The sequence below is a fragment of the Archangium gephyra genome (assembly GCF_049060025.1).
Classification (GTDB): Bacteria; Myxococcota; Myxococcia; order Myxococcales; family Myxococcaceae; genus Archangium; species Archangium gephyra_A.
Genome location: NZ_JBMEQQ010000002.1, coordinates 6,041,330 through 6,059,988, shown reverse-complemented (window position 1 = coordinate 6,059,988; position 18,659 = coordinate 6,041,330). Strand labels below are relative to the sequence as shown.

Here is an 18,659-nt window from a genome sequence, read left to right as displayed (position 1 = left end):
TGAGCTATTGGGTCCTGACCACGAGTGTGAATGGAGGCGCGGTGCTCGAGAAGCTGCCCAAGGGCAGCCCGAGCAAGCCCGATTTCTACGAAGCGGTTTCCCTGAAAGACAGCTTCCCGGCCGGCGGGACGATGAGCTTCTCGAAGGATTATCCAGACTTCATCCGGGTTCTCGATTTCATGACCAACACCATGAGCCTTCCTATCGTCTCGGGGAAGGTGAGGCAGGTGTTCACCTCGCTGGGGATGGACCGGTGCGAGTTCCTGCCGGTGACCATTCAGGACCACAAGGGGCAGGTGGCCTCCAAGGACCACTGCATCGTGAACGTCCTGGATGTCCAGGACACCATCGACATGGAGCGGTCCGAGTACGAGCTCAGCCCCTTCGACGAGAGCCAGATCTCCAGGATCAAGCGGTTGGTGGTGAAAAAGGAAGGGATCGATCCGAAGGCCTTGTTCTTCCGGGCCCGGACCAGCATGCGCGAGCTTTTCATGCATGAGTCCCTGCACGAGGCTCTCGTTCAGGCAGGCGTCACCGGCTTCAAGTCCTTCCCCGCGGAAGGGTGGAACGGGTTCGATATATGATGCGGCTCGACCTCGCCAGCCAGGCAGAACGCTCGGCGGAGGTTCTCCCAACCCTGGTTGGCCGCATCGAGCCGGGAAGAGGGCGTGACAGAACCCTGCGGCAGTTCGAGACGCTTTGTCTGCACCTGCACACCCTGGCAGCGGCGTCCCTGCTGGTCGAGGGCGAGCCCCAAGTCTTCCACGAGGAACTCTGCCGTGCGGCCTGGCAGTGGCGCCGGCTGTTGCAGTACCAGCACTCCCACGGGTGGCGTCCCCCGCCGGCCAGCCGGAACATGCCGATGCTGGGGGCCATTCTCGCCGAACACTGGGAACTGGCACGCCAGGTCGCCGCACTGTCGACGACGTCCTGGCAGGAAGGCGAGGAGTACGAGGACGATGCCTGCTGGGCCATCCTCCTCCAGGAACTGGTGCTCGCCCGTGCCGATGGGCGAGCGCGCATGGACGTGTTGCTCGCGAAGTTGGAGCAATTGGGCGGAGAGCGGAATGAGCACCGGTGTGCCTGGAGCCGGAGTCTGCTGGCGCCGGATGCGAGCGCGCGCGCGGATGCATTCGCCGCGTTGCTCGCCCTCCATGGGGAGGAGATCGAGACACGGGCGCGCTCCATGACCGCGTCGGCGGAGAAACTCGCCCCGTACCGGTACCTCTGGTTCGAAGGGCTCGCCCTGCTGCGCCTTTCAGCGCGAGCAGGCCATCCTCTCCCCGAGGGGTACTACAAATACTGTCCTCCACTCGCCCGGGTCCCCATGGGGAGGCCACTCCGGGAAGACGAGCTGCAACTCCGCTAAGCCCCGATGGTTCCACCCGGCCCCGGATTGCTTTTCGTCCGGACCGCGTTTATTTCTATGGAGCGATGATTCTCCTGACGTGCCAGCGTCGATTTAGCCGCCCCCCGAGCCCCACCAGGCGCCGGGAGGCCGTGCTGCGTCGCTAGCCCGTTCTCCCTCTCGCGGATCGCCTCTCGGCGTGACGCTCGCCTGGACCTGGGGTTCGGGGGGTGTCCGAGCGTCCTGGCGCCTTCTGGCGCCTTCTCCGTTCACTCCAGCCCGAGAGCCCTTCCATGTCCGTCTGCATTCTCAGCACCGACGCCGTCCGCCGTGCCCTCTCCATCCGTGACCTGACCGACCCCGCCGCCGGTCCCCATGCCATGCAGCGCCTCGTCGATGACGCACTCGCCGCCCTCCGCGGCGCGTGGCGCTGCGACGTCCTCCTGCACCGGCGGAGCCCCATCGTCTCCGTCTCCGACAACTACGACCGGCTCCGCTACCCGCCCGACGGCGCCGCCCGCGACGCGCGCTACACCCGCTACGTCTGTGACACCGCCCTGCTGCGCACCCAGACCTCGGCGATGATTCCTCCGCTGTTGCGCCAGCTCGCCGCCTCACCCCGCTCTCCCGGCGACGTGCTGCTCGCCTGTCCCGGGCTCGTCTACCGCCGCGACTGCATCGACCGCCTTCACACCGGCGAGCCCCACCAGTTGGATCTCTGGCGCATCCGCCAGGGCGCGCCGCTCGGTGTCCCGGAACTGCTCCTCATGGCGGAAACCGTGGTGCGTGCCCTGCTCCCCGGGCGCGAGCTGCGCACCACGCCCTCCCAACACCCCTACACCACCCACGGGCTCCAACTGGACGTCCGCCACGACGGCGAGTGGGTGGAGATCGGCGAGTGCGGCCTGGCCCACCCCGAGCTGCTCGCCGACAGCGGCCTGGACCCCGCGCGTGTCTCGGGGCTCGCCATGGGGCTCGGGATGGATCGCATCCTCATGTTGCGCAAGGGCCTGGACGACATCCGCCTGCTGCGCGCCGAGGATCCGCGCATCGCCTCGCAGATGCTCGAGCTGGAGCCGTACCGCGAGGTCTCCTCCATGCCCGCCGTCCGCAGGGACCTCTCCCTGGTGCTCGAGGGCGACGCCACCCACGAGGAGCTCGGAGACCGGGCTCGCGCCGCGCTCGGCTCCCGCGCCGACGTGGTGGAATCCGTCGAGGTGCTCTCGGAGACGCCCTACGAGGCCCTGCCGCCCACCGCCATCCGGCGGCTCGGCATCTCACCCGGCCAGAAGAACGTGCTGCTGCGCGTGGTGCTGCGCGCGCTCGACCGCTCGTTGACCCACGCCGAGTGCAACGAGCTGCGCGACTGCCTCTACGCCGCCCTGCACCGGGGCTCCGCCTGGGAGTGGGCGTCCGCCGCCTCGCACCCCTGAGTCCGGCCCCGGCGCGGGGGACTACTCCGCCGCGCCGGTGTCCGGCTTCATCGCGGCCTCGCGCGCCGCCTGCCCGCGCACCTGCATCGAGCCCATCAGCCGATCAATCCACCGGTGGCTGATGCCGAAGTTCTTGTCCGGGCAGGCGAAGTGGTGCGCCATGTGGTGCGCGCGCAGCGCCTTGCCCCAGTTGGTCCACGGCTTCTTGTAGTGCACCGCCCAGTGCAGGTAGTCGTAGGCGAGGTAGCCCACGACGATGCCGGCGAAGTAGGGAAGCGTCGCGTCCGGCCGCCCCACCAGCCACAGCAGCCCGCCGATGATGATGGCCAGCGGGATGCTCGCGCCCAGCGGCATCACCAGCCGCTGCGGATCATCCGGGTACGTGTGGTGGTAGCCGTGGATGATGGCGTGGAAGCGCCGGGTCAGCGGCCCGTTCCCCTCCCAGTGGAAGAGGTTGCGGTGCAGCGTGTACTCCATGAAGCACCACGTGAGGAACCCGAGCGGCGCGTACAGGGCGACCATCCCCATGCGCGTCGTCCCGCTCCACAGCCCCCAGCCCAGCAGGCCCGTGATGATCGGAATGTAGAAGGCGAACGGAGTGACAGGGTGGATCTTCGAGGCGGCTTCGAGGAAGTCGTTCTCGAACATCCGCCCGGCGGAGTGGCGCACGTACTCGGTCTTCATGGCCGTACCAGGGAGGCAAAAGGGGTGTTGCATGGCGGACACCGCCCGCCGCCGTCCTTATATACCCCCCGGGCTTCCGGGGGGCGTCACGAAAATCCCCGGCTCCTCCCCCGGTGTCCTCCAGTCCCTGCTGCCGGGCCCGCTCGGAGAACGGGCGGACAGGCGGGGTGTCTACCCTTGGACAGGCAGTTGGGGCATCCTGGAATTCCGTGGAGGACGTGAGCCCGATGCGCCGACAATTGCTGAGCACCGTGTATGGCACCCTGTTGATGGGCACTGCCCTGCTTTCCGGGTGCGCGAGTGTCTCGAAGACCGCTTATCCCCCCATCCAGGCGGACGCGTCTCCCGAGGCGCTCGCTCGCGGCGAGAGCATCTTCCGCGGGGCCTGCGAGGGCTGCCATCGCGGGCCCGACTCGCAGCGTGTCACCGGGGCACCCATGAAGGACGCGCCGGGCTGGCTCGGCACGCTCTACACCGCCAACCTCACCGCCCACCCCACCGCCGGCATCGGCGCGGCGAAGGACGAGGAGCTGGCCCGCGTCATCCGCTACGGCGTCAGCCGCGACGGGCGCTCCATCCCCATGCCCGGCTCCCCCATGGGCGACAAGGATCTCGCGGCCGTGCTGGGCTTCATGCGCTCCCCGCATCCGCTCTTCGAGGCCGATGCCACCGTGGCGCCCCCCACGCGGTTCTCCTTCCTCGGCGGGCTGGCCTGGGGAATCGTGGGCAAGGTGCCGGATCATCCCGCCTCGGGCATCCCCGTGCCCGCCAAGGGGCCCACCCTCGAGTACGGCCGCTACATGGCCCAGGTGCTCGACTGCGCCGGGTGCCACACCAACAGCTTCGATCCCAAGGACTCCGACGGGCCCAAGGGCTTCTCCGGAGGCCGCGAGTTCCTCGGCGCCGATGGCAAGCCCATCCACTCCGCCAACCTCACCTTCGATGCCACCGGCCTCCAGGGCTGGAGCCTCGAGGACTTCACCCGCGCCGTGCGCGACGGGCTCGCCCCCGGTGCCATCGTCCGCTACCCCATGCCCCGCTACCGCGGCACGGATGACGTGGACATGAAGGCCCTCTACGAGTACCTGCGCTCGCTGCCCCCGCGCCGCAACGAGGTGCCCGGCGCCCGTCCCCGCACCGCTCCCGAGGCCGCCGCGCCCTCCGCCCAGGGGACGCCCGCCTCCGTGTCCACCCAGGCGGTGGAGCCCGGTACCCCCGTGCGCACCTCGGCCACCGCGGAGTCGTCACCCTCGTGCTCGCCCAGGCCGAGCCCAAGAAGGACGTGGACCCCGCCGCCCTCTTCGCCCGGCTGGGCTGCACGCTGTGCCACGCCCCGGGCGCCCGCTACCACGAGCGCATCGTCAACGCCGCCGGCAAGTCCGAGCAGGATCTGGCGAAGTGGATCCGCAACCCCGAGCAGTTCACCCCCGGCACCACCATGCCCACCTACGCCTCGCTCATCGACGAGCCCACGGCGCTCGCGCTGGCGCGGTGGATCAAGTCCGGCGGCCCGGCCGCTCGCAAGTAGGAGGAGCCTCATGCGGAGCCGCCGCGCACTGCTCGTCGTGGACCTCGAGGGCGTGGCCGGCGTGGACTCGCCCGGTGCGCTCATCTCCGGGACTCCGGAGTACGTGCACGCCAGGGCCCTGCTGACGGCCGAGGTGAATGCCGCCGTGGAGGGCCTGCTCGCCGCGGGCTTCCACCGGGTGCGCGTGAGCGACAGCCACCTGTGCGGCTCCGGGGAGTCCAACCTCCTGCCCGAGTCCCTGCACCCCGCGGCCGAGCCGTGCTTCCTCCCGGAGGACGCGTACGCCCCCGCGCTCTTCGAGGAGGTGGACGCGGTGGCCTGCCTGGGCATGCACGCGGCGGCGGGCCCGGTGGGTTTCGCCGCGCACACCGTGGACGTGCTGGGCGCGTGGGCGTGCGCTGGCCGGGAGCTGTCGGAGGCGGACCTCGTGCTGGCCCTGGCCGCGGAGGCCGGGGTGCCCGCGGTGTTCGTCTCCGGCGACGACGTGCTGCAGGCGCAGCTCGGGGGCCGCGTGGGCTACGTGCGCACCAAGGTGGCCCTCTCCGTCACCCGGGCCTACTCGCGCGCGCCCGAGGCCGTGCTCCCGGAGCTCACCCACGCCGCCGCGCTGCCCGCCCGGCCCGTGGAGACGCTCCCCGAGGCGCCCCTCGTCCTCACCTTCAAGAGCGGACACCAGGCGGCGCTCGCCACCCGGGCCGGGGCCCGGCGGTTGGACCGCTACCGCGTGGAGGTGGAGGGGCGCACCTTCCGCGAGCGCTACACGCGGGCCCTTCAGGCCACCTCGGCCGCGAGCGAGGTGCTGGGGCACGCGGTGGCGGACGTGCCCGGCAGTCCCGCCTTCCTCCGGGACGCCACGGCCCTCTTCCGCCTACGGGGGCCTCCCGCGCACCCGCCCTCCCCGAGGACGGAGGCGGTGGACCGTACGCTCGCGGCCTTCCTCTCGCTGACGGAGGGCGGAGACGAGGAGTCGCGGGCCCTGCGCGCGCTGACGCTGCACATGCTGGAGGGCCATGCGCCCGGGGCCTTCGCCCGCCGCGGGCTGGCCCCCACGCTGGAGGCGGCGGTGGCCGCGCTGGCCGAGGTGCCGCTGGCGCTCCCCGACGGGCTGTCCCCGGACGTGGGCATGGCGCGGGTGGATGCCTGGTACGTGCGCCGCGAGCGCGGCCTGCCCCACGCCCGGCTGGAGCCGTACCTCCTCCAGGCCTACCTGGAGCATCTGGATGGTGAGGGCCACGGCCTCCATGCGTGGCTGCTGGGGGAGATGGCCGCCACGTGCGGCCTGGACGCGCGCCTGTCCATCCCCGCCCGGGCCATGCGCGACGTCTCCCGCGTGGCGGACCTCTACTGGCTCACGCACCTGTACCTGCTGGACACCCGCTACCTGCGCGCCGCCCCGCGCCACCCGGACGCCCCGGCGTGGACGGAGGAGTTGCTGGTGGCCACCCCCTGGGTGGTGGAGCAGGGCAACGTGGATCTGGGCGCGGAGCTCGCCTTCTGTCTCCAGTGCGTGGGCGAGGCCGGTGGCGGGGCCCACGAGGCCCTCCTGGTGCTGCTCGAGGAGCACCAGCAGCCCGATGGGTGCATGGAGGATGCCCATGCCACCGCTGGCGCGCTGCTCGCCTTCGCGGGCGCCGAGGAGCGCCGTCCGTAGTTCCCACCCTGGGCAATGGGGGAGAGCCGGGGGGCGCCATCTTTGCCCAGATGGGGAAACGACTTTCCATTCACAGCCTGTAGGCGGATGTGCGCGCCCCCTCGGGGGTGTTGAACGCTCCACGCCCCGCTGAGCCCATCGTCACACGTTGGACGCACAGGTTGTCGACAGGCAGACCTCTACGGCTTTCCCGGAGTTCCGGCCGATGCCGGGAAAAGCCCGCATCTCCACCCTCACTCTTGCCACCTGGTGAGCCCCAGGTGGCCGAGAGCCGGAGGTGTGAGCCATGGGTTTCACGTCTTTCGAAGGTCTGCGGAACGGGATGGCCGGGCGCGTGGCGGGTCGGAGCGTGGTGGCGTGGGTGCTCACGTCGGCGCTCGCCGCGGGCTGCGGAGTGGCGGAGCTGCCCTCCGAGGAGCAGGGCCCGGAGCTGCGGACCCAGGAGCAGGCTCTCATCGATGACAACGGGCTGTCGCTCAACGGGCTGTCGCTCAACGGGCTGTCGCTCAACGGGCTGTCGCTCAACGGGCTGTCGCTCAACGGCCTGTCCACCACGGACTTCTCCACCTGGTTCAACGGCGATCCGGCCAACAACGCCCGGCTGATGCGCTACATGATTCGCTGCGCGGTGCCCGCGGGCGAGACGCGCACCTTCACCAACCCCTCCACGGGCACCGTCTACTCCTGGCCGGGCGTGCTGGGCCTGGCGCCGAACTGGGCGGGCGGGGCTCCGGCCACCGTGGTGGAGCAGCAGGTCATCTCCGCGTGCCTGGGCGCCCACGCCAACAACTACGGGCTCAACGTCTCCATCTCCGTGCTGGGCCGCGACTCGAGCGGGAGCGCCATCCCCTTCTCCGCCGAGGAGCTGTCGATGTTCTCCCGGAAGGAGTCGTGCTTCTTCGGCAACGTCTTCACCAACGAGGGGCTCTTCGCCGGCAATGATCGCAACTCGCTGGCCGCGGACGAGAGCACCCCGCGCCCGTGCGGCCTGAAGGGCTTCGGGGCGCAGTCCAACCCGGCCTGCGAGCAGGTGAAGCGCATCGGCCAGTGCGAGCAGTACTGCACGCTGGACGCCGGCGGCACCTACTACACGCACTGCACCGTCAACGGCGTGCAGTACAAGCCGCTCACCACCCGCCTCCGCCCCCAGGACGTCAACCGCTGCGGCGACGGCGTGTGCCAGCAGGGCGAGAGCTGCGGCTTCGGCATCACCGCCGATAGCTGCCTGCTCGACTGCGGCTCCTGCGTCCTCTGAGGGCTCAGGCCACCCGCACCCGCGGCACCCCCTCGCGGCGCTCCACCCGCATGGGCATGGGACCGCGGGGACGGAGGCTGACGAGGGCCTCGGGCACCACGGGCACCCCGGGCACGCCGCGCAGGCGGAAGCGCTGCGCCACCAGGGTGAGGAGGAGCTGGGCCTCCATCATCGCGAAGTGGTTGCCCATGCACTGCCGCTGCCCACCGCCGAAGGGCAGGTAGGCCCAGCGCGGCCGGTCCTTGCTGTTCTCCGGGAGGAAGCGCGTGGGATCGAAGCGCTCCGGCTCGGGCCAGAAGTCCGGGTGGCGGTGGGTGACGTAGGGGACGAGGATGACGATGTCCCCCTTGGGAATCCGGAAGCCGTCCACCACGTCGTCCTCCACGGGCACGCGGGGAATGGCCCAGATGGGCGGGTAGAGGCGCATGGCCTCCTCGAAGACGCAGCCCACGTAGCGCAGCCTCGGCAGGTCCGCCACCGTGGGCATCCGCCCGCCGAGCGCCGCGTCCACCTCGGCGTGCAGCGTGGCCTCCACCTCCGGGTGCCGCGCCAGCAGGTGGAAGGTCCACGCCAGCGCGGTGGCCGTCGTCTCGTGGCCGGCCAGCAGCAGCGTCATCACCTCGTCGCGCAGCTGCGCGTCATCGAAGGTGTCCCCGGTGTCCGCGTCGCTCGCGGCCATCAGCATGCCGAGCAGATCCTCCGCCTGGCTCCCGGCCGCGCGGCGCCGGGCAATGAGGCCGCGCACGAGCCCATCCAGCGTGTCCACCGCCTGGCGGAAGGCGCGGTTGCTCCGCGTGGGCAGCCGGTAGAGCCAGGGCTGGTAGGGCAGGGGGGAGATGATGCGCTCGTTGGTGACCTCGAGCGCGGTGGTGAAGGCCTCGCCCACCGCGTCCGTGTGCCCGCCCACGTCCACGCCGAAGAGGGCGCGCACCACCACGGTGAGGGTGAGCCGCATCAGCTCCTGGAACACCGGCAGCGGCGTGCCCGTGTCCGCCGCGCGCTCCCAGGCGGGAAGCCGCTCGGAGAGGGTGTCCGTCATCCTCGCGCCGAGCGCCGCCAACCGCTCCTTGTGGAAGGCGGGCTGGGCGAGCCGGCGCTGGCGCTTCCAGAAGTCCCCCTCGGCGGTGAGCAGGCCGTTGCCCACCAGGGGCCGCGTCTTGTCGAAGACGGTGCCCTTCGTGTAGCGGGCGCTCGCGTCGGCGAGCACGTGCTTGACGTGGTCCGGGTGCGTGAGCTGCTCCACGTAGATGTAGCCCATGCGGTAGCGCACCACGTCCCCGAGCCGCTGGCGGCTGTCGAGGTACAGGCCCAGGGGATTGCGCGCGCGCTCGGGCAGGTGGCCCCAGAGCCAGTGGCCCGGGGGCATGGGAGGCAGCGGTGCGGAGGCGGTCATGAGGTCCGGGCCGTTTCGAAAAGGGGCGGGATTGTCCACGCCACGAGGTGTGGGGGCCAGCATCCACGGGGAGACTGACGTGGGGTGACGAGTCCCCTCTCCCTCTGCGAGAGGGCGAGTCCCTCCTCACCAGGAGGCGGGTGATGGACATGGCGCTCCGCCGAGCGCACACGGACGGCGGCGAAGTGACTTCTGAAGTAACCGGGTCGTACCTGGAAAGTCTGGCGGATTTTTCTGGTTTAGTCGATAATCCTGGTGTGTCCAATTTTGCTGATTCCGGCGTGCGGGTATGTGCCGGCGGTGCTCTGGGCCACGAGGACTTGCCGTCTACACGTGAACGATCTCAGGGAGCTGCGACCCATGACACAGGGACTTGGAAGAATCGCGAGGGTGGTTGCCGTGACTTGCGCGCTCAGCGCTTGCGGCCCACAAGAATCGAACGTGCTGGAGGAGCTCGGGACGAACCAGCAGCGGGTGGTTCAGTGTGCGGTCAGCACGACCATCGGAGGGTATCTGCAATACGGGCACTTCACGTACCCACCGAGCCCGTGCAAGCCCGACGCGGCGAACCCGGCCTTGAAGCGCGACTTCAACATCCTCTACGAGTGGAAGCGGCTCGTTGACAGCACCCAGTCCGGCGACGTCATTCGCGGCAACATCTACAACGTGACCGCCGACTTCGTTCCCCAGGCGCTCAGGGCCGCGATGAACCGCGGCGTTCAGGTGTATGTCAGCTTCAACGGTGGCGTCGACCGGGTGAATGAAGGTGCCTTCACCAACACGACCTACGGGTTCAACTACTTCCCCAACAAGAGCTTCTGTCGCTACAACAGCTCGGAGGGCTGCCTGGGAACGGTGGGTACCGGCATCGCCCACACCAAGGCGTGGACCTTCAGCAGCGCGACGGCCCCGAATGGCACGCGCTACTCGAACGTCACCTGGATCTCGTCGGCCAACATGACCTACGGCTCCGGCACCGACATGTCGAACAACTCGATCACCACCTACGGTGACGCGACGCTGTACAGCTTCATGAAGGCCCACCTGACCAACATGTACAACCAGAGTCCGCGCACCTCGGACTACTACGATTCGGCCAGCGGCCGCGGCTATCTGGGGACCGCCTCGCAGAGCATCTACGCGTCGCCCGAAGCAGTGGGGCAGACCGACATCGTCCTCTCACGCATCAACGACCTCACCCCGGACGCGCTCACCATCACCCCGCCGGGCGGCACGGCCCAGAAGCGCTGTCAGGTGCGAGTGCAGATGTTGATGTTCACCGACTCGCGTATCGAGGTCGCCAAGAAGCTGGCCGCGTTCGGCAATGCCGGATGCGAGGTCCGGGTGATGGTCAACCGGGAGCCGGACGGCAGCCACCTCATTGGCCCCAGCGCGCTCGCCACGCTCAAGGCCGCGAAAAACGTGTGGGTCAAGTCCCACCCCGCGCTTCACGACAAGGCGATCATGATTCGCGGCAACTTCGGAGGCGTTCTGCAGAGCCGCACCTTTGGTGGCTCGCACAACCTCACCGGCGCGGCGCTCCATGAGAATGACGAGATCTTCACCAAGCTGACCGAGCCCGCCGGCTGGAATACCGACGGCAGCATGAAGGATCGTTTCTACACCTACTTCGTCTGGCACTTCGGCGACTCGTACTACGACGCGGAAGCCGTCTCGCTCTAAGACGGGCCGCGCGCCGGGCGGTGACTGAAGCGGCATGACGAGTCCCCTCTCCTCAGGGAGAGGGCTCGGGTGCCTGCGAGAGGCCGTGCACGGCCCGTAGAAAGAAAGATGCCCCTGGCACCGGGGGGGGAGAGTCCCGGTGCCAGGGGCGGCGCGCTGGGAGTGGGAGCGCGCGTTACTTCGTCACTGCGTCACGGGGACGAGCGTGTCCACCTGGGCGGTGCCCGTGTAGTTGGTGGGCGTGTTGAGGAAGCCCTTGAGCTGCACGCGCCAGGTGCCCGCGGCGGGGCGGGGCACGGACACCGCCTCACCGGTGGAGGTGCCGTTGGCGCTGGTGGCCACCAGGTTGCCGCTCGGGTCGTAGACGAAGAGGTCCAGGTCCAGCGCCGGGTTGCCCCAGGTGGTGGCGATGCGCAGGGCGTTGGCGCCCGCGGGCACCGCCAGGTGGTGCGTGTGCGAGGCCTCGACGAGGGTGACGTCCAGCACGGGCAGCCTCACCGACAGGCCCACGTTGCCGCTCCAGCCCGGCAGGCTCGTGGTGACGGTGGTGGTGCGGGTGCCGGCCGACTCGGTGGCCTTGCGCACGGCGGCGTAGGCATCCGCGTAGCCCGCGCCCGCCTCCCACACCTGCAACTGCCGCGTGGTGCCGGTGGTGGCGTCCTGCTCGAACATGGGCTTCGCCGTGGAGGTGATGGCCTCCAGCACGCCGTCCATGTTGAGGGCCGGGTTGACCTCCAGCATCAGCGCGACCAGGCCGCTCAGGTGCGGGGTGGCCATGGAGGTGCCATCCAGCGCCGCGTAGAAGGGCTCCGGGTGCAGGCCGTCCAGGCCCAGGTACGGCTGCGCGACGGTGGCCGTGGTGGCGCGCGCCGCGACGATGGCCACGCCCGGCAGGGTGATGTCCGGGTGGTGGAGCGCATCGCCCGGGATGCCGCGGCTGGAGAAGCCCGCGAGCTGGCCCGGCAGGCCCTGGGAGATGAGCGGGTTGGTCGCCGTGCTGGTGTCCTTGGCCGCGCCCGCCGCCACCGAGATGACGCACGGCGAGGCGCTGTACGGGTTGAGCGTGTCCGGCCCGGGGCCGTCGTTGCCCGCCGCGAAGGCGACGATCATGCCCTCGTCATAGGCGCGCTTGGAGGCGATGCTGACGGGGTCGAACGGCGCGAAGTGGCTGCCGCTGGTGCCCCACGAGTTGGAGATGACGCGGACGTTGTAGGTCTCGCGGATGTCCGGATCCATCAGGAAGTCGAAGCCCTGCAGCGAGTAGAGGATGCTGATGGCCTCGCCCGCGCCCACGGCGATGAGCCTGGCGCCCGGGGCCACGCCCTTGTACTTGCCGCCGGACCTCGCGCCGGAGCCGCCGATGGTGCTGGCCACGTGCGTGCCGTGGCCGCTGGTGAGGTCGCTGTTGGGCACGTCGATGAAGAGCGCGCCGGTCACGCCCGTCTCGAGGACGGGGGCCAACACCTTCACGTTCTTCACCAGGTTGGGGAAGTCGCCGTGCGTGCCGTCCACGCCCGAGTCGATGATGCCCACGCCCACGCCCGCGCCCGTGGCGTTGTAGGCCGTGCGCGCGGTGTCCGCGCCGATGTAGGCCACCGTCTGGTCCAGGAAGTAGTGCAGCGGCCGGTCCTGGTAGATGGAGATGAGGCCGAGCGGCTGCAGCACGGTGCGCAGCGTGCCCATGAGCAGAGGGGTGACGGGCACCTTCAGCGCCACCATGGGCAGCGCCTTGAACGCGCCCAGGTTGTCACCCAGCGACAGGCCCAGCGTGCTCTGGAGCAGGTTCACCGCGGGGGCCACCGCCTCCTGCGTATTGAAGGAGAGGATGAGCGTCTTCACCAGCCCGTCCGACGCCAGCGACGGGTCCACCACGGCCTGGGTGAGCGCCGCCTGCGCCTGGGCGCTGGAGTAGAGCGCGGTGCAGGCGCTCGGGGCGGTGGTGGTGGGCGCCACCACGGGCTTCTTGTTGCCGAGCGCGTGGCCCGCCTTCGCGAGGCTCTGCTGCGCGTTCCCGGCCTCCGGCGCGGAGGCGCCGCAACCGGCGAGGAAGGCGGTGGTGGTGAGGGTGAGGCCCAGCGTCTTGAAGGACTTCATGCGTGCTCCCAAGAGAAGACAGGGCACCCGCGGCCAGGGACCCCGGGCGTTCTATTCCGTGTTGCCGCGGGTATTCCGGGTTGGATCCGGAACCGAAAATTATTTTCCGGGTGTTGTCGAGCTGACGGGTGGGAGGTAGCGGGCCGTCCTCGTGCTGCCGCCGAGGTCGAGGGTGATGAACGGCTCGGCGAGGGGGTCCCCCTCGGAGACGGAAGCGGGGAGTCCCGGCTGCGGAAGGACGAGGAGGTTGCCCCCTTCGAGCGTCAGGACGTGGCCCGGCCTGATCACCGGCGTGCTCGACAGATGGAGCGCGATGGACTCCGCCTCCATGAGGGTGTCCGGGTGTTCGAACATCGACGTGGGGACGCGCACCGGGATGGCGGGGGTCCTCACGCCCTCGCTGGAGCACGTCCAGACAGTCCCATCGCCCTCCGGCGGCACCGGCTGCCTCCCGGCCTCCTCCGGTGGAACGAAGATGATGCGGGCGGGCGTGGCCACGGTGCCGGCGCCGGCCTGGCCCAGCACGTAGGCGCAGGGCGGTTCGGCGGGGGTGAGGCTCCAGACCATCAGTCCCGCGAGCGGCACGCCGCAGAGCAGCGGCAGCCACTGGCGGAGGGCTGCTCGTTGCTTCTCACTCGGACCGGGAGGGCGCACCTGTCCAGGTATTGAAACGAGGACGCCCGGTTGGATCTCCCGCGCTCAATACACCGTCAGTTTCAGGCTGAGCGTCGACGCCGCGGGCGGCAACAGGCCTCCCGCCGTGGCGGTGACGTTGAATTCGTACACCCCCGCCTGGGTGGGCGTGCCGGAGAGGACGCCCGTCTCGGCATTCAAGGTGAGGCCCGGCGGCAGGGTGGGGCTGGGGTTCACCTTCTTCCAGGTCCAGGTGACGGAGGAGGGAGTGCTCCGCAGGGCATGGGTGTAGGCCGTGCCCACGCGCGCATCGGGGACGGCGCTGCTCTTGATGCAGACCTCGGAGCCTCGAGCACGTGATGGAGGTGAGCTGGAGGCGGCGCACCCGGGTCTGCGGAGGCTCGTCGGAGTCCGTGACGCGGACCTCGAAGGGAGGCGTGCCACTGCCCGCGTAGGCGGCCCCGTCGAGCCCACCATCGTCGCGCAGGACGATGCCCGAGGGCAGGGCGCCACTGACGAGCTCGAAGGTGTAGGGCGACTTGCCTCCGGTGGCCGAGAGGGTCTCCACGTAGCTCTTTCCGCTCTCGAAGTAGGCGAGCACGTCCGGCCCGGCCAGGTGCAGCACGGGGCGGATGCGCAGGGAGAACACCTGGCTGGAGTGCTGGGGCTCGGGGCTCTGGTCCACCACCTCGACGGTGAAGGTGGACTCCCCGGCGGCGAGCGGCTTGCCGGAGAGCTCCCCGCTGCGTGTCGAAGAGCAGGCCCGGGGGCAGCTCGCCCATGGTGGAGAAGGTGTACGGAGGCGTCCCGCCGGTGACCTGGAAGCGGTGGAAGAAGCTCACCGTCTCCGTGCCGGGCCCGGGGCCGTCCGGTACGAGCACGAGCTGCGCGGGGCTCGTTCCGGCATCACCGCCATCCGCGCCCGTGCCCCCGTCGGTGCCCATCTCCGAGGGCTCCTCACCGGTGCACGGCCCGCGCTCGCCACAGTCCGGGAGGCAGACGCCCGCGGAGGCCAGACACGTCGAGCCCGCGGCACAGGCGCCCAGCGCGTCGCACGCGGGGAAGCGGGAGAGGTCCGGTTGGAAGGTGCAGGCTCCTGCTCCGAGGAGCACGGCCAGTGCCAGCCACGGCAGCCCCTGTCTCATGGCAGCTCCCACACGAAGAAGACGGCTCCGCCGGCGCCCAGCAGCGCGCCAGTCCCCATCAAGACGTTGGCCGTGCGCGCCTGCCGCTGGCCCTCGCGCAGGCGCTGGGTGAAGCAGGCGCGGAAGGCCTCGCCCTCGCCGGTGCAGCCCGCGTTGCCCCGCGAGAGGCCCGTCTCCGCCTGGCGCGCGGCCAGCCCGAAGCCCACGCCCGCCGCGAGCGCCACGCCACCGGCCGCCAGCAGCACCGTGGGCCAGAGCTTCGCCGGGCGCTTCGCCGCGCGCGTGGACAGGCGCGTCTTCCACAGCGCCTGGAAGGCCTCGCGGGCCCGCGCCTCCTCCAGGCCGGGTGCGAGTCCCTCTCCGGAGAAGCTCGATGAGGGCGTGGGACTCCAGGCCCTGGCGGTCCACCAACGCGAGCGCCACGCTGCGCTCTCCGCCCACGCCGAGCGCCACGCCGCGCAGCAGCCGCTCCGCGCCGAGCACCGCCGCCTGGGCGCTCCGGCACGCCGCGTCCACGCAGTCCGGGAGCCGTCCGCCCTGGGCGCGCACCTTCGCCACCGTGTCCGCGCGCGGCTCCAGGCACACGCCGGAGGTGCGCTCCGCCGCCCGGCGCACCGCGTCCTCCAGCCGGCGGGCCTCGGCGGTGGACAGCGCCACCGGTTGGAAGGGCACGAGCACCACCCGCTCACCGCCCCTGCAGGGAGCCGGTGCCGCCTGGGCCAGCGCCAGCGTCAGCGCGAAGGAGAGAAGGCTCATGGAGAGAGGTCGGGCTGTTGCGCGGGGGCGACGGGCGTCTGCCCGAGGCTGGCCATGTACCCGGTGTAGAAGCGCGGGCCGAAGGGCACCGAGAAGAGCTTCTCCCGGAAGGCGTCCTCCACCGCGCCCCGCGAGGCCAGGGCATTGTCCCGCCAGGGCAGGCCCGCCCCATCCACCACCGCGCCCGCGCGGGTGAAGCGGAAGGGAGCCTCGCGCCCCGGGCCCCGCAGGAAGTAGCCGTGCGCCGGAGGCAGTCCCAGCACCACCGAGCGCTCACGCTCCTTGTGGAGCTCGGCCAGCCGCAGGCCGCGCGAGTCCTCCACCCACAACCGGCCCTCCAGGCCCGCGGGCAGCAGGAGGAATCCCAGGCGTGCCTTGTCTCCGAGGTCCACCAGCGGCGCCGCGCGGTCCTGCGCGGGCGGTTGGATGGACACCTCGAGCCGGCCGCGCACGTCCTCCAGGCCCTGGTTGGCGGCGGCGACGAAGGCGCGCAGCTCCGAGTACTCCACCCGCCCGTCCGCGTTGACGTCCGCGGCCCCGGCGAGCGCCGAGAGCACCTGGTGGCTGAAGATGCCCGAGCGGATGGCGCTCCACTCGTGGCTCTCCTGCTCGCGGGTGGTGGAGAGCACGGCGCCCACGTGCGGGTAGCGCGCCAGCTCGCGCGTGGCCAGCAGGCCCTGCACCGCCTGCACCTGGGCGGGGGCCACCGGCAGCGCGCCGCGCGAGTTGACGAAGAAGTACGAGTCACACGCGTCCACGATGAGGTGGACGAAGGCGGCGGTGCTGGGGGCGATGACCTGGGAGTAGAGGTCCGTGCGGGTGAAGGGCCCGTCCAGCAGGCTCACCGTGCCCTCCCCGGCGGCCCCGCGTTTGCCGTGGCCGGTGAAGACGAAATACAGCACCGGCGAGTCCCCGCGGGCCTTGTCCTCGGCCATGCGGGCGTTCAGCCGGCGGAGCGCCTCCTTGAGAGCGGTCCGGGTAGGCGGGCGCGTGCGGGCGGCGAGCCCCGGGTGGAGGGCCTGCGTCTCGGCGTCCAGCACGGACAGGAGCACCGTCTCCTGGGTGCGCGAGGAGAGCAGCTCGTAGTAGCGCGCGCCGTCATCATCGGCGTAGCGCAGGGGAGCCTGCTTCGGTTCCGTGCCCGTGTTGTTGGCGATGATGAGCGCGTAGGCGGCCCGGGTGGGCGCGGCGCTCGCGGCGGAGCCAGCGAGGAGCGCGAGCCAGAGCAGGGCTGCCGGAGCGCATCGGAGCGGTCGCATGCGCGGGGGGTTCTCCGGGGGGGAAACGAGGGTGTTCAAGGTGCCACGGTTGCGTGTGGGGAATCCACCCGCCCCCGGGTGGGGCTGGGACCTCGGAGGGTCTGTGTCACGCAGGCGACCTTGGGCGTTGCCAGTTGGAGTTTTCCAGGCTGTCCGGTTTCGTCGGGAGCCGCCGCTAGAGTGGGAGTCCCCCCTTGGAGGCGCTGATGACGTCCACCCTGCTGGTGCTGCTCTCCCAGCCAGAACGGCCCGACACTCCATCCGCTGGGCCATGGAGCCTCACGTGGCGTGCTACCTGGCTACTCGCCCTGGCCCTCCTGTCCAACGCCTGTGTGCCGCTGACGCCGCAGTCAGTCCGGGGGCCCAGTCTGCGCTACACCCTGCACGGCGCCGCCGGGGCCGGAGGGGCGGGCGAGGAGTCGCCGCTCGTTCTCGCCTCCCATCCATCCTCCTCTCCTGAGCCCGAGACGCCGGAGCGGCTGCACCGCCGCCGTGGCTCCCGGGAGGCCGTGACGGCGGCGGGCCCTGGCAATTCCGACGCGACTGTGTGGCAGAGCGCCCTCGCCACCCACCTGGCCACTCGCGGCGCGCTGCGCGAGGTGTCCGGCTCCACCCTGCGCATCTCCGGCGAGCTTCTCCCGGCTCAAGACCAGCTACCCGGGCATTGCCGGCGCGGGCAATGGCATCTTCATCGACTACGTCGAATATGGGGAACGTCAGCTGCGGTGGATTGAGGCCGAGCTTGCCGCCGCCACGGAGTTGGTCGCCGCCGCCTCGCAGGTGGAGGAGCCGGACATGCAGCTCGCTCTGCTGCGCCTCGCGGGCCCACGGCTGGAGGCCGCCATGATGGGCTCCCTGCTGCTGGCCGTGTGGGTCGACTTCCTCCACCTCACCGACGACACGCTCTCCCGGCGCCGCAACAGCGTGGAGGCGCTCTTCATGAGGCTGGACGGCTGGCAGAAGATGCTCGAGCCCGCCATGACGGCGCTCTCGTCCCTGGAGCCGGAGCAGGTGGAGGCAGCGGCGCAGGACATGCCCGCCCTGGTAGGCCACCTCACGCGCGAGTTCGCCGCACTCCTCGAGGCCATCCACAGGGGGGCGAAAGTCCTCGCGACGGCGCTGGTGTTGAAGGACGCCATGGAGGCGCTCACCACGCTGTCGGTGCTGAAGTTCACGTTGCCCGCGCTGCGCGCGGCGGCTCCCGTCACGCTCGGTGTGGGCCTCATGGTGGGCCCCAACGGCGTGATGATGGGGACGCGGATGGTGGTGTCCGCCGAGTGGGTGGAGATGATGCGCCAGTTGGTGCGCGCGGGCGTCCTCTCCCTGCCCGTTGTCAGCGCCGCGGTGCGGATTCAGGCCGGACAGGTGCTGATGGCGCAGGGGCACGGCGGCCTCCCGCGGGGCGTGCGCGACGCACTGGGCGATTCGCCCGAGGTGCGGGCCATGCGCGTGACGGGCAAAACGGGCGCTGGCATGGCCGAGCCCCCACGGCACCACGTCATGCCGAACGAGTTCCGCGAGTGGTTCGAGAAGCGCGGCTTCACCGGCAAGATGAGCATCGAGTGGTTCTGCATCACGTTGCAGCAGGCCCACCACCAAGCGATTCACGGCGGTGGAAACTGGAAGCTGGGGCGCAAATGGCGCGGTGAATGGAACCAGATGCTCATGAAGGCGCTGCGGGACGCAGAGGCTGATGCTGGCCGGATGTTGACACAGAACGACATCCTGAAGATCGTCGCGGGCTATATGAAGTTGTACGACATCCCGATGAACTTCGTCCGCTGTCGAGGGAAATGA

At 70.5% G+C, this 18,659-nt stretch carries 16 protein-coding genes and 1 pseudogene; 9 read left to right on the top strand and 8 right to left on the bottom strand.

The genetic code is table 11. The features are described 5' to 3' along the window. Positions 1 to 41: 41 nt before the first annotated feature. The 3 genes from ACN28I_RS26215 (at position 42) to ACN28I_RS26205 (ending at position 2,781) form a co-directional block, all read left to right on the top strand. Positions 42 to 584 (top strand): imm11 family protein, encoded by a 543-nt coding sequence (locus tag ACN28I_RS26215; RefSeq protein ID WP_420944671.1) that lies wholly within the window; start codon positions 42 to 44, stop codon positions 582 to 584. Then, entirely contained in the window at positions 581 to 1,369 is a 789-nt protein-coding gene (locus tag ACN28I_RS26210) for a hypothetical protein (protein WP_420944670.1), read from the top strand. Before ACN28I_RS26215 ends, ACN28I_RS26210 begins: the two co-directional genes overlap by 4 nt. Positions 1,370 to 1,641: 272 nt before the next feature. After that, positions 1,642 to 2,781 carry a hypothetical protein gene (locus ACN28I_RS26205; protein WP_420944669.1) on the top strand — a complete coding sequence of 380 codons (1,140 nt, stop codon included), beginning with the start codon at positions 1,642 to 1,644 and terminating at the stop codon, positions 2,779 to 2,781. Between the two features lie 21 nt (positions 2,782 to 2,802). On the opposite strand, the gene ACN28I_RS26200 is transcribed toward ACN28I_RS26205, so the two are convergent. Further along, positions 2,803 to 3,465, bottom strand: a complete 663-nt coding sequence (locus ACN28I_RS26200) for a sterol desaturase family protein (RefSeq protein WP_420944668.1) — start codon at positions 3,463 to 3,465, stop codon at positions 2,803 to 2,805. Between the two features lie 227 nt (positions 3,466 to 3,692). Here ACN28I_RS26200 and ACN28I_RS26195 point away from each other — a divergent pair, with 227 nt between their 5' ends. Then, positions 3,693 to 6,644 (top strand): M55 family metallopeptidase, encoded by a 2,952-nt coding sequence (locus ACN28I_RS26195; RefSeq protein WP_420944667.1) that lies wholly within the window; start codon positions 3,693 to 3,695, stop codon positions 6,642 to 6,644. A gap of 286 nt (positions 6,645 to 6,930) precedes the next feature. Continuing rightward, entirely contained in the window at positions 6,931 to 7,899 is a 969-nt protein-coding gene (locus tag ACN28I_RS26190) for a hypothetical protein (RefSeq protein ID WP_420944666.1), read from the top strand. 4 nt (positions 7,900 to 7,903) lie between these two features. Here ACN28I_RS26190 and ACN28I_RS26185 read toward each other — a convergent pair whose 3' ends face one another. Then, on the bottom strand, positions 7,904 to 9,292 hold the full coding sequence (locus tag ACN28I_RS26185; RefSeq protein ID WP_420944665.1) for a cytochrome P450: 1,389 nt from the start codon (positions 9,290 to 9,292) through the stop codon (positions 7,904 to 7,906). A 441-nt stretch (positions 9,293 to 9,733) separates the two neighbouring features. On the opposite strand from ACN28I_RS26185, the gene ACN28I_RS26180 reads away from it, so the two are divergent. Further along, the gene (locus tag ACN28I_RS26180; RefSeq protein WP_420944664.1) at positions 9,734 to 10,975 is read left to right on the top strand and encodes a phospholipase D-like domain-containing protein; all 1,242 of its coding nucleotides are present in this window, start codon (positions 9,734 to 9,736) and stop codon (positions 10,973 to 10,975) included. Between the two features lie 183 nt (positions 10,976 to 11,158). On the opposite strand, the gene ACN28I_RS26175 is transcribed toward ACN28I_RS26180, so the two are convergent. The 5 genes and pseudogenes from ACN28I_RS26175 to ACN28I_RS26155 form a co-directional block, all read right to left on the bottom strand. Next, positions 11,159 to 13,069 (bottom strand): S8 family serine peptidase, encoded by a 1,911-nt coding sequence (locus ACN28I_RS26175; RefSeq protein ID WP_420944663.1) that lies wholly within the window; start codon positions 13,067 to 13,069, stop codon positions 11,159 to 11,161. A gap of 99 nt (positions 13,070 to 13,168) precedes the next feature. After that, complete coding sequence (locus ACN28I_RS26170) at positions 13,169 to 13,723, bottom strand: hypothetical protein (protein WP_420944662.1); 555 nt, start codon at positions 13,721 to 13,723, stop codon at positions 13,169 to 13,171. A 45-nt stretch (positions 13,724 to 13,768) separates the two neighbouring features. Next, on the bottom strand, positions 13,769 to 14,179 hold the full coding sequence (locus ACN28I_RS26165) for an Ig domain-containing protein (protein ID WP_420948717.1): 411 nt from the start codon (positions 14,177 to 14,179) through the stop codon (positions 13,769 to 13,771). Continuing rightward, positions 14,115 to 14,303: pseudogene (locus ACN28I_RS26160) on the bottom strand (hemagglutinin); the annotation flags it as partial. The gene ACN28I_RS26165 and the pseudogene ACN28I_RS26160, both read right to left, overlap by 65 nt. 540 nt (positions 14,304 to 14,843) lie before the next feature. Further along, positions 14,844 to 15,092, bottom strand: coding sequence for a hypothetical protein (locus tag ACN28I_RS26155; RefSeq protein ID WP_420944661.1), 249 nt, complete (start codon positions 15,090 to 15,092; stop codon positions 14,844 to 14,846). A gap of 1 nt (position 15,093) precedes the next feature. Between ACN28I_RS26155 and ACN28I_RS26150 the strand changes: the two genes are divergently transcribed. Next, complete coding sequence (locus ACN28I_RS26150) at positions 15,094 to 15,672, top strand: hypothetical protein (RefSeq protein WP_420944660.1); 579 nt, start codon at positions 15,094 to 15,096, stop codon at positions 15,670 to 15,672. Here ACN28I_RS26150 and ACN28I_RS26145 read toward each other — a convergent pair. Then, complete coding sequence (locus ACN28I_RS26145; RefSeq protein WP_420944659.1) at positions 15,600 to 16,862, bottom strand: caspase family protein; 1,263 nt, start codon at positions 16,860 to 16,862, stop codon at positions 15,600 to 15,602. The genes ACN28I_RS26150 and ACN28I_RS26145 overlap by 73 nt on opposite strands. Positions 16,863 to 17,068: 206 nt before the next feature. On the opposite strand from ACN28I_RS26145, the gene ACN28I_RS26140 reads away from it, so the two are divergent. Beyond that, positions 17,069 to 17,596 carry a hypothetical protein gene (locus ACN28I_RS26140; RefSeq protein ID WP_420944658.1) on the top strand — a complete coding sequence of 176 codons (528 nt, stop codon included), beginning with the start codon at positions 17,069 to 17,071 and terminating at the stop codon, positions 17,594 to 17,596. Between the two features lie 61 nt (positions 17,597 to 17,657). After that, positions 17,658 to 18,659 carry a DUF2380 domain-containing protein gene (locus ACN28I_RS26135; protein WP_420944657.1) on the top strand — a complete coding sequence of 334 codons (1,002 nt, stop codon included), beginning with the start codon at positions 17,658 to 17,660 and terminating at the stop codon, positions 18,657 to 18,659.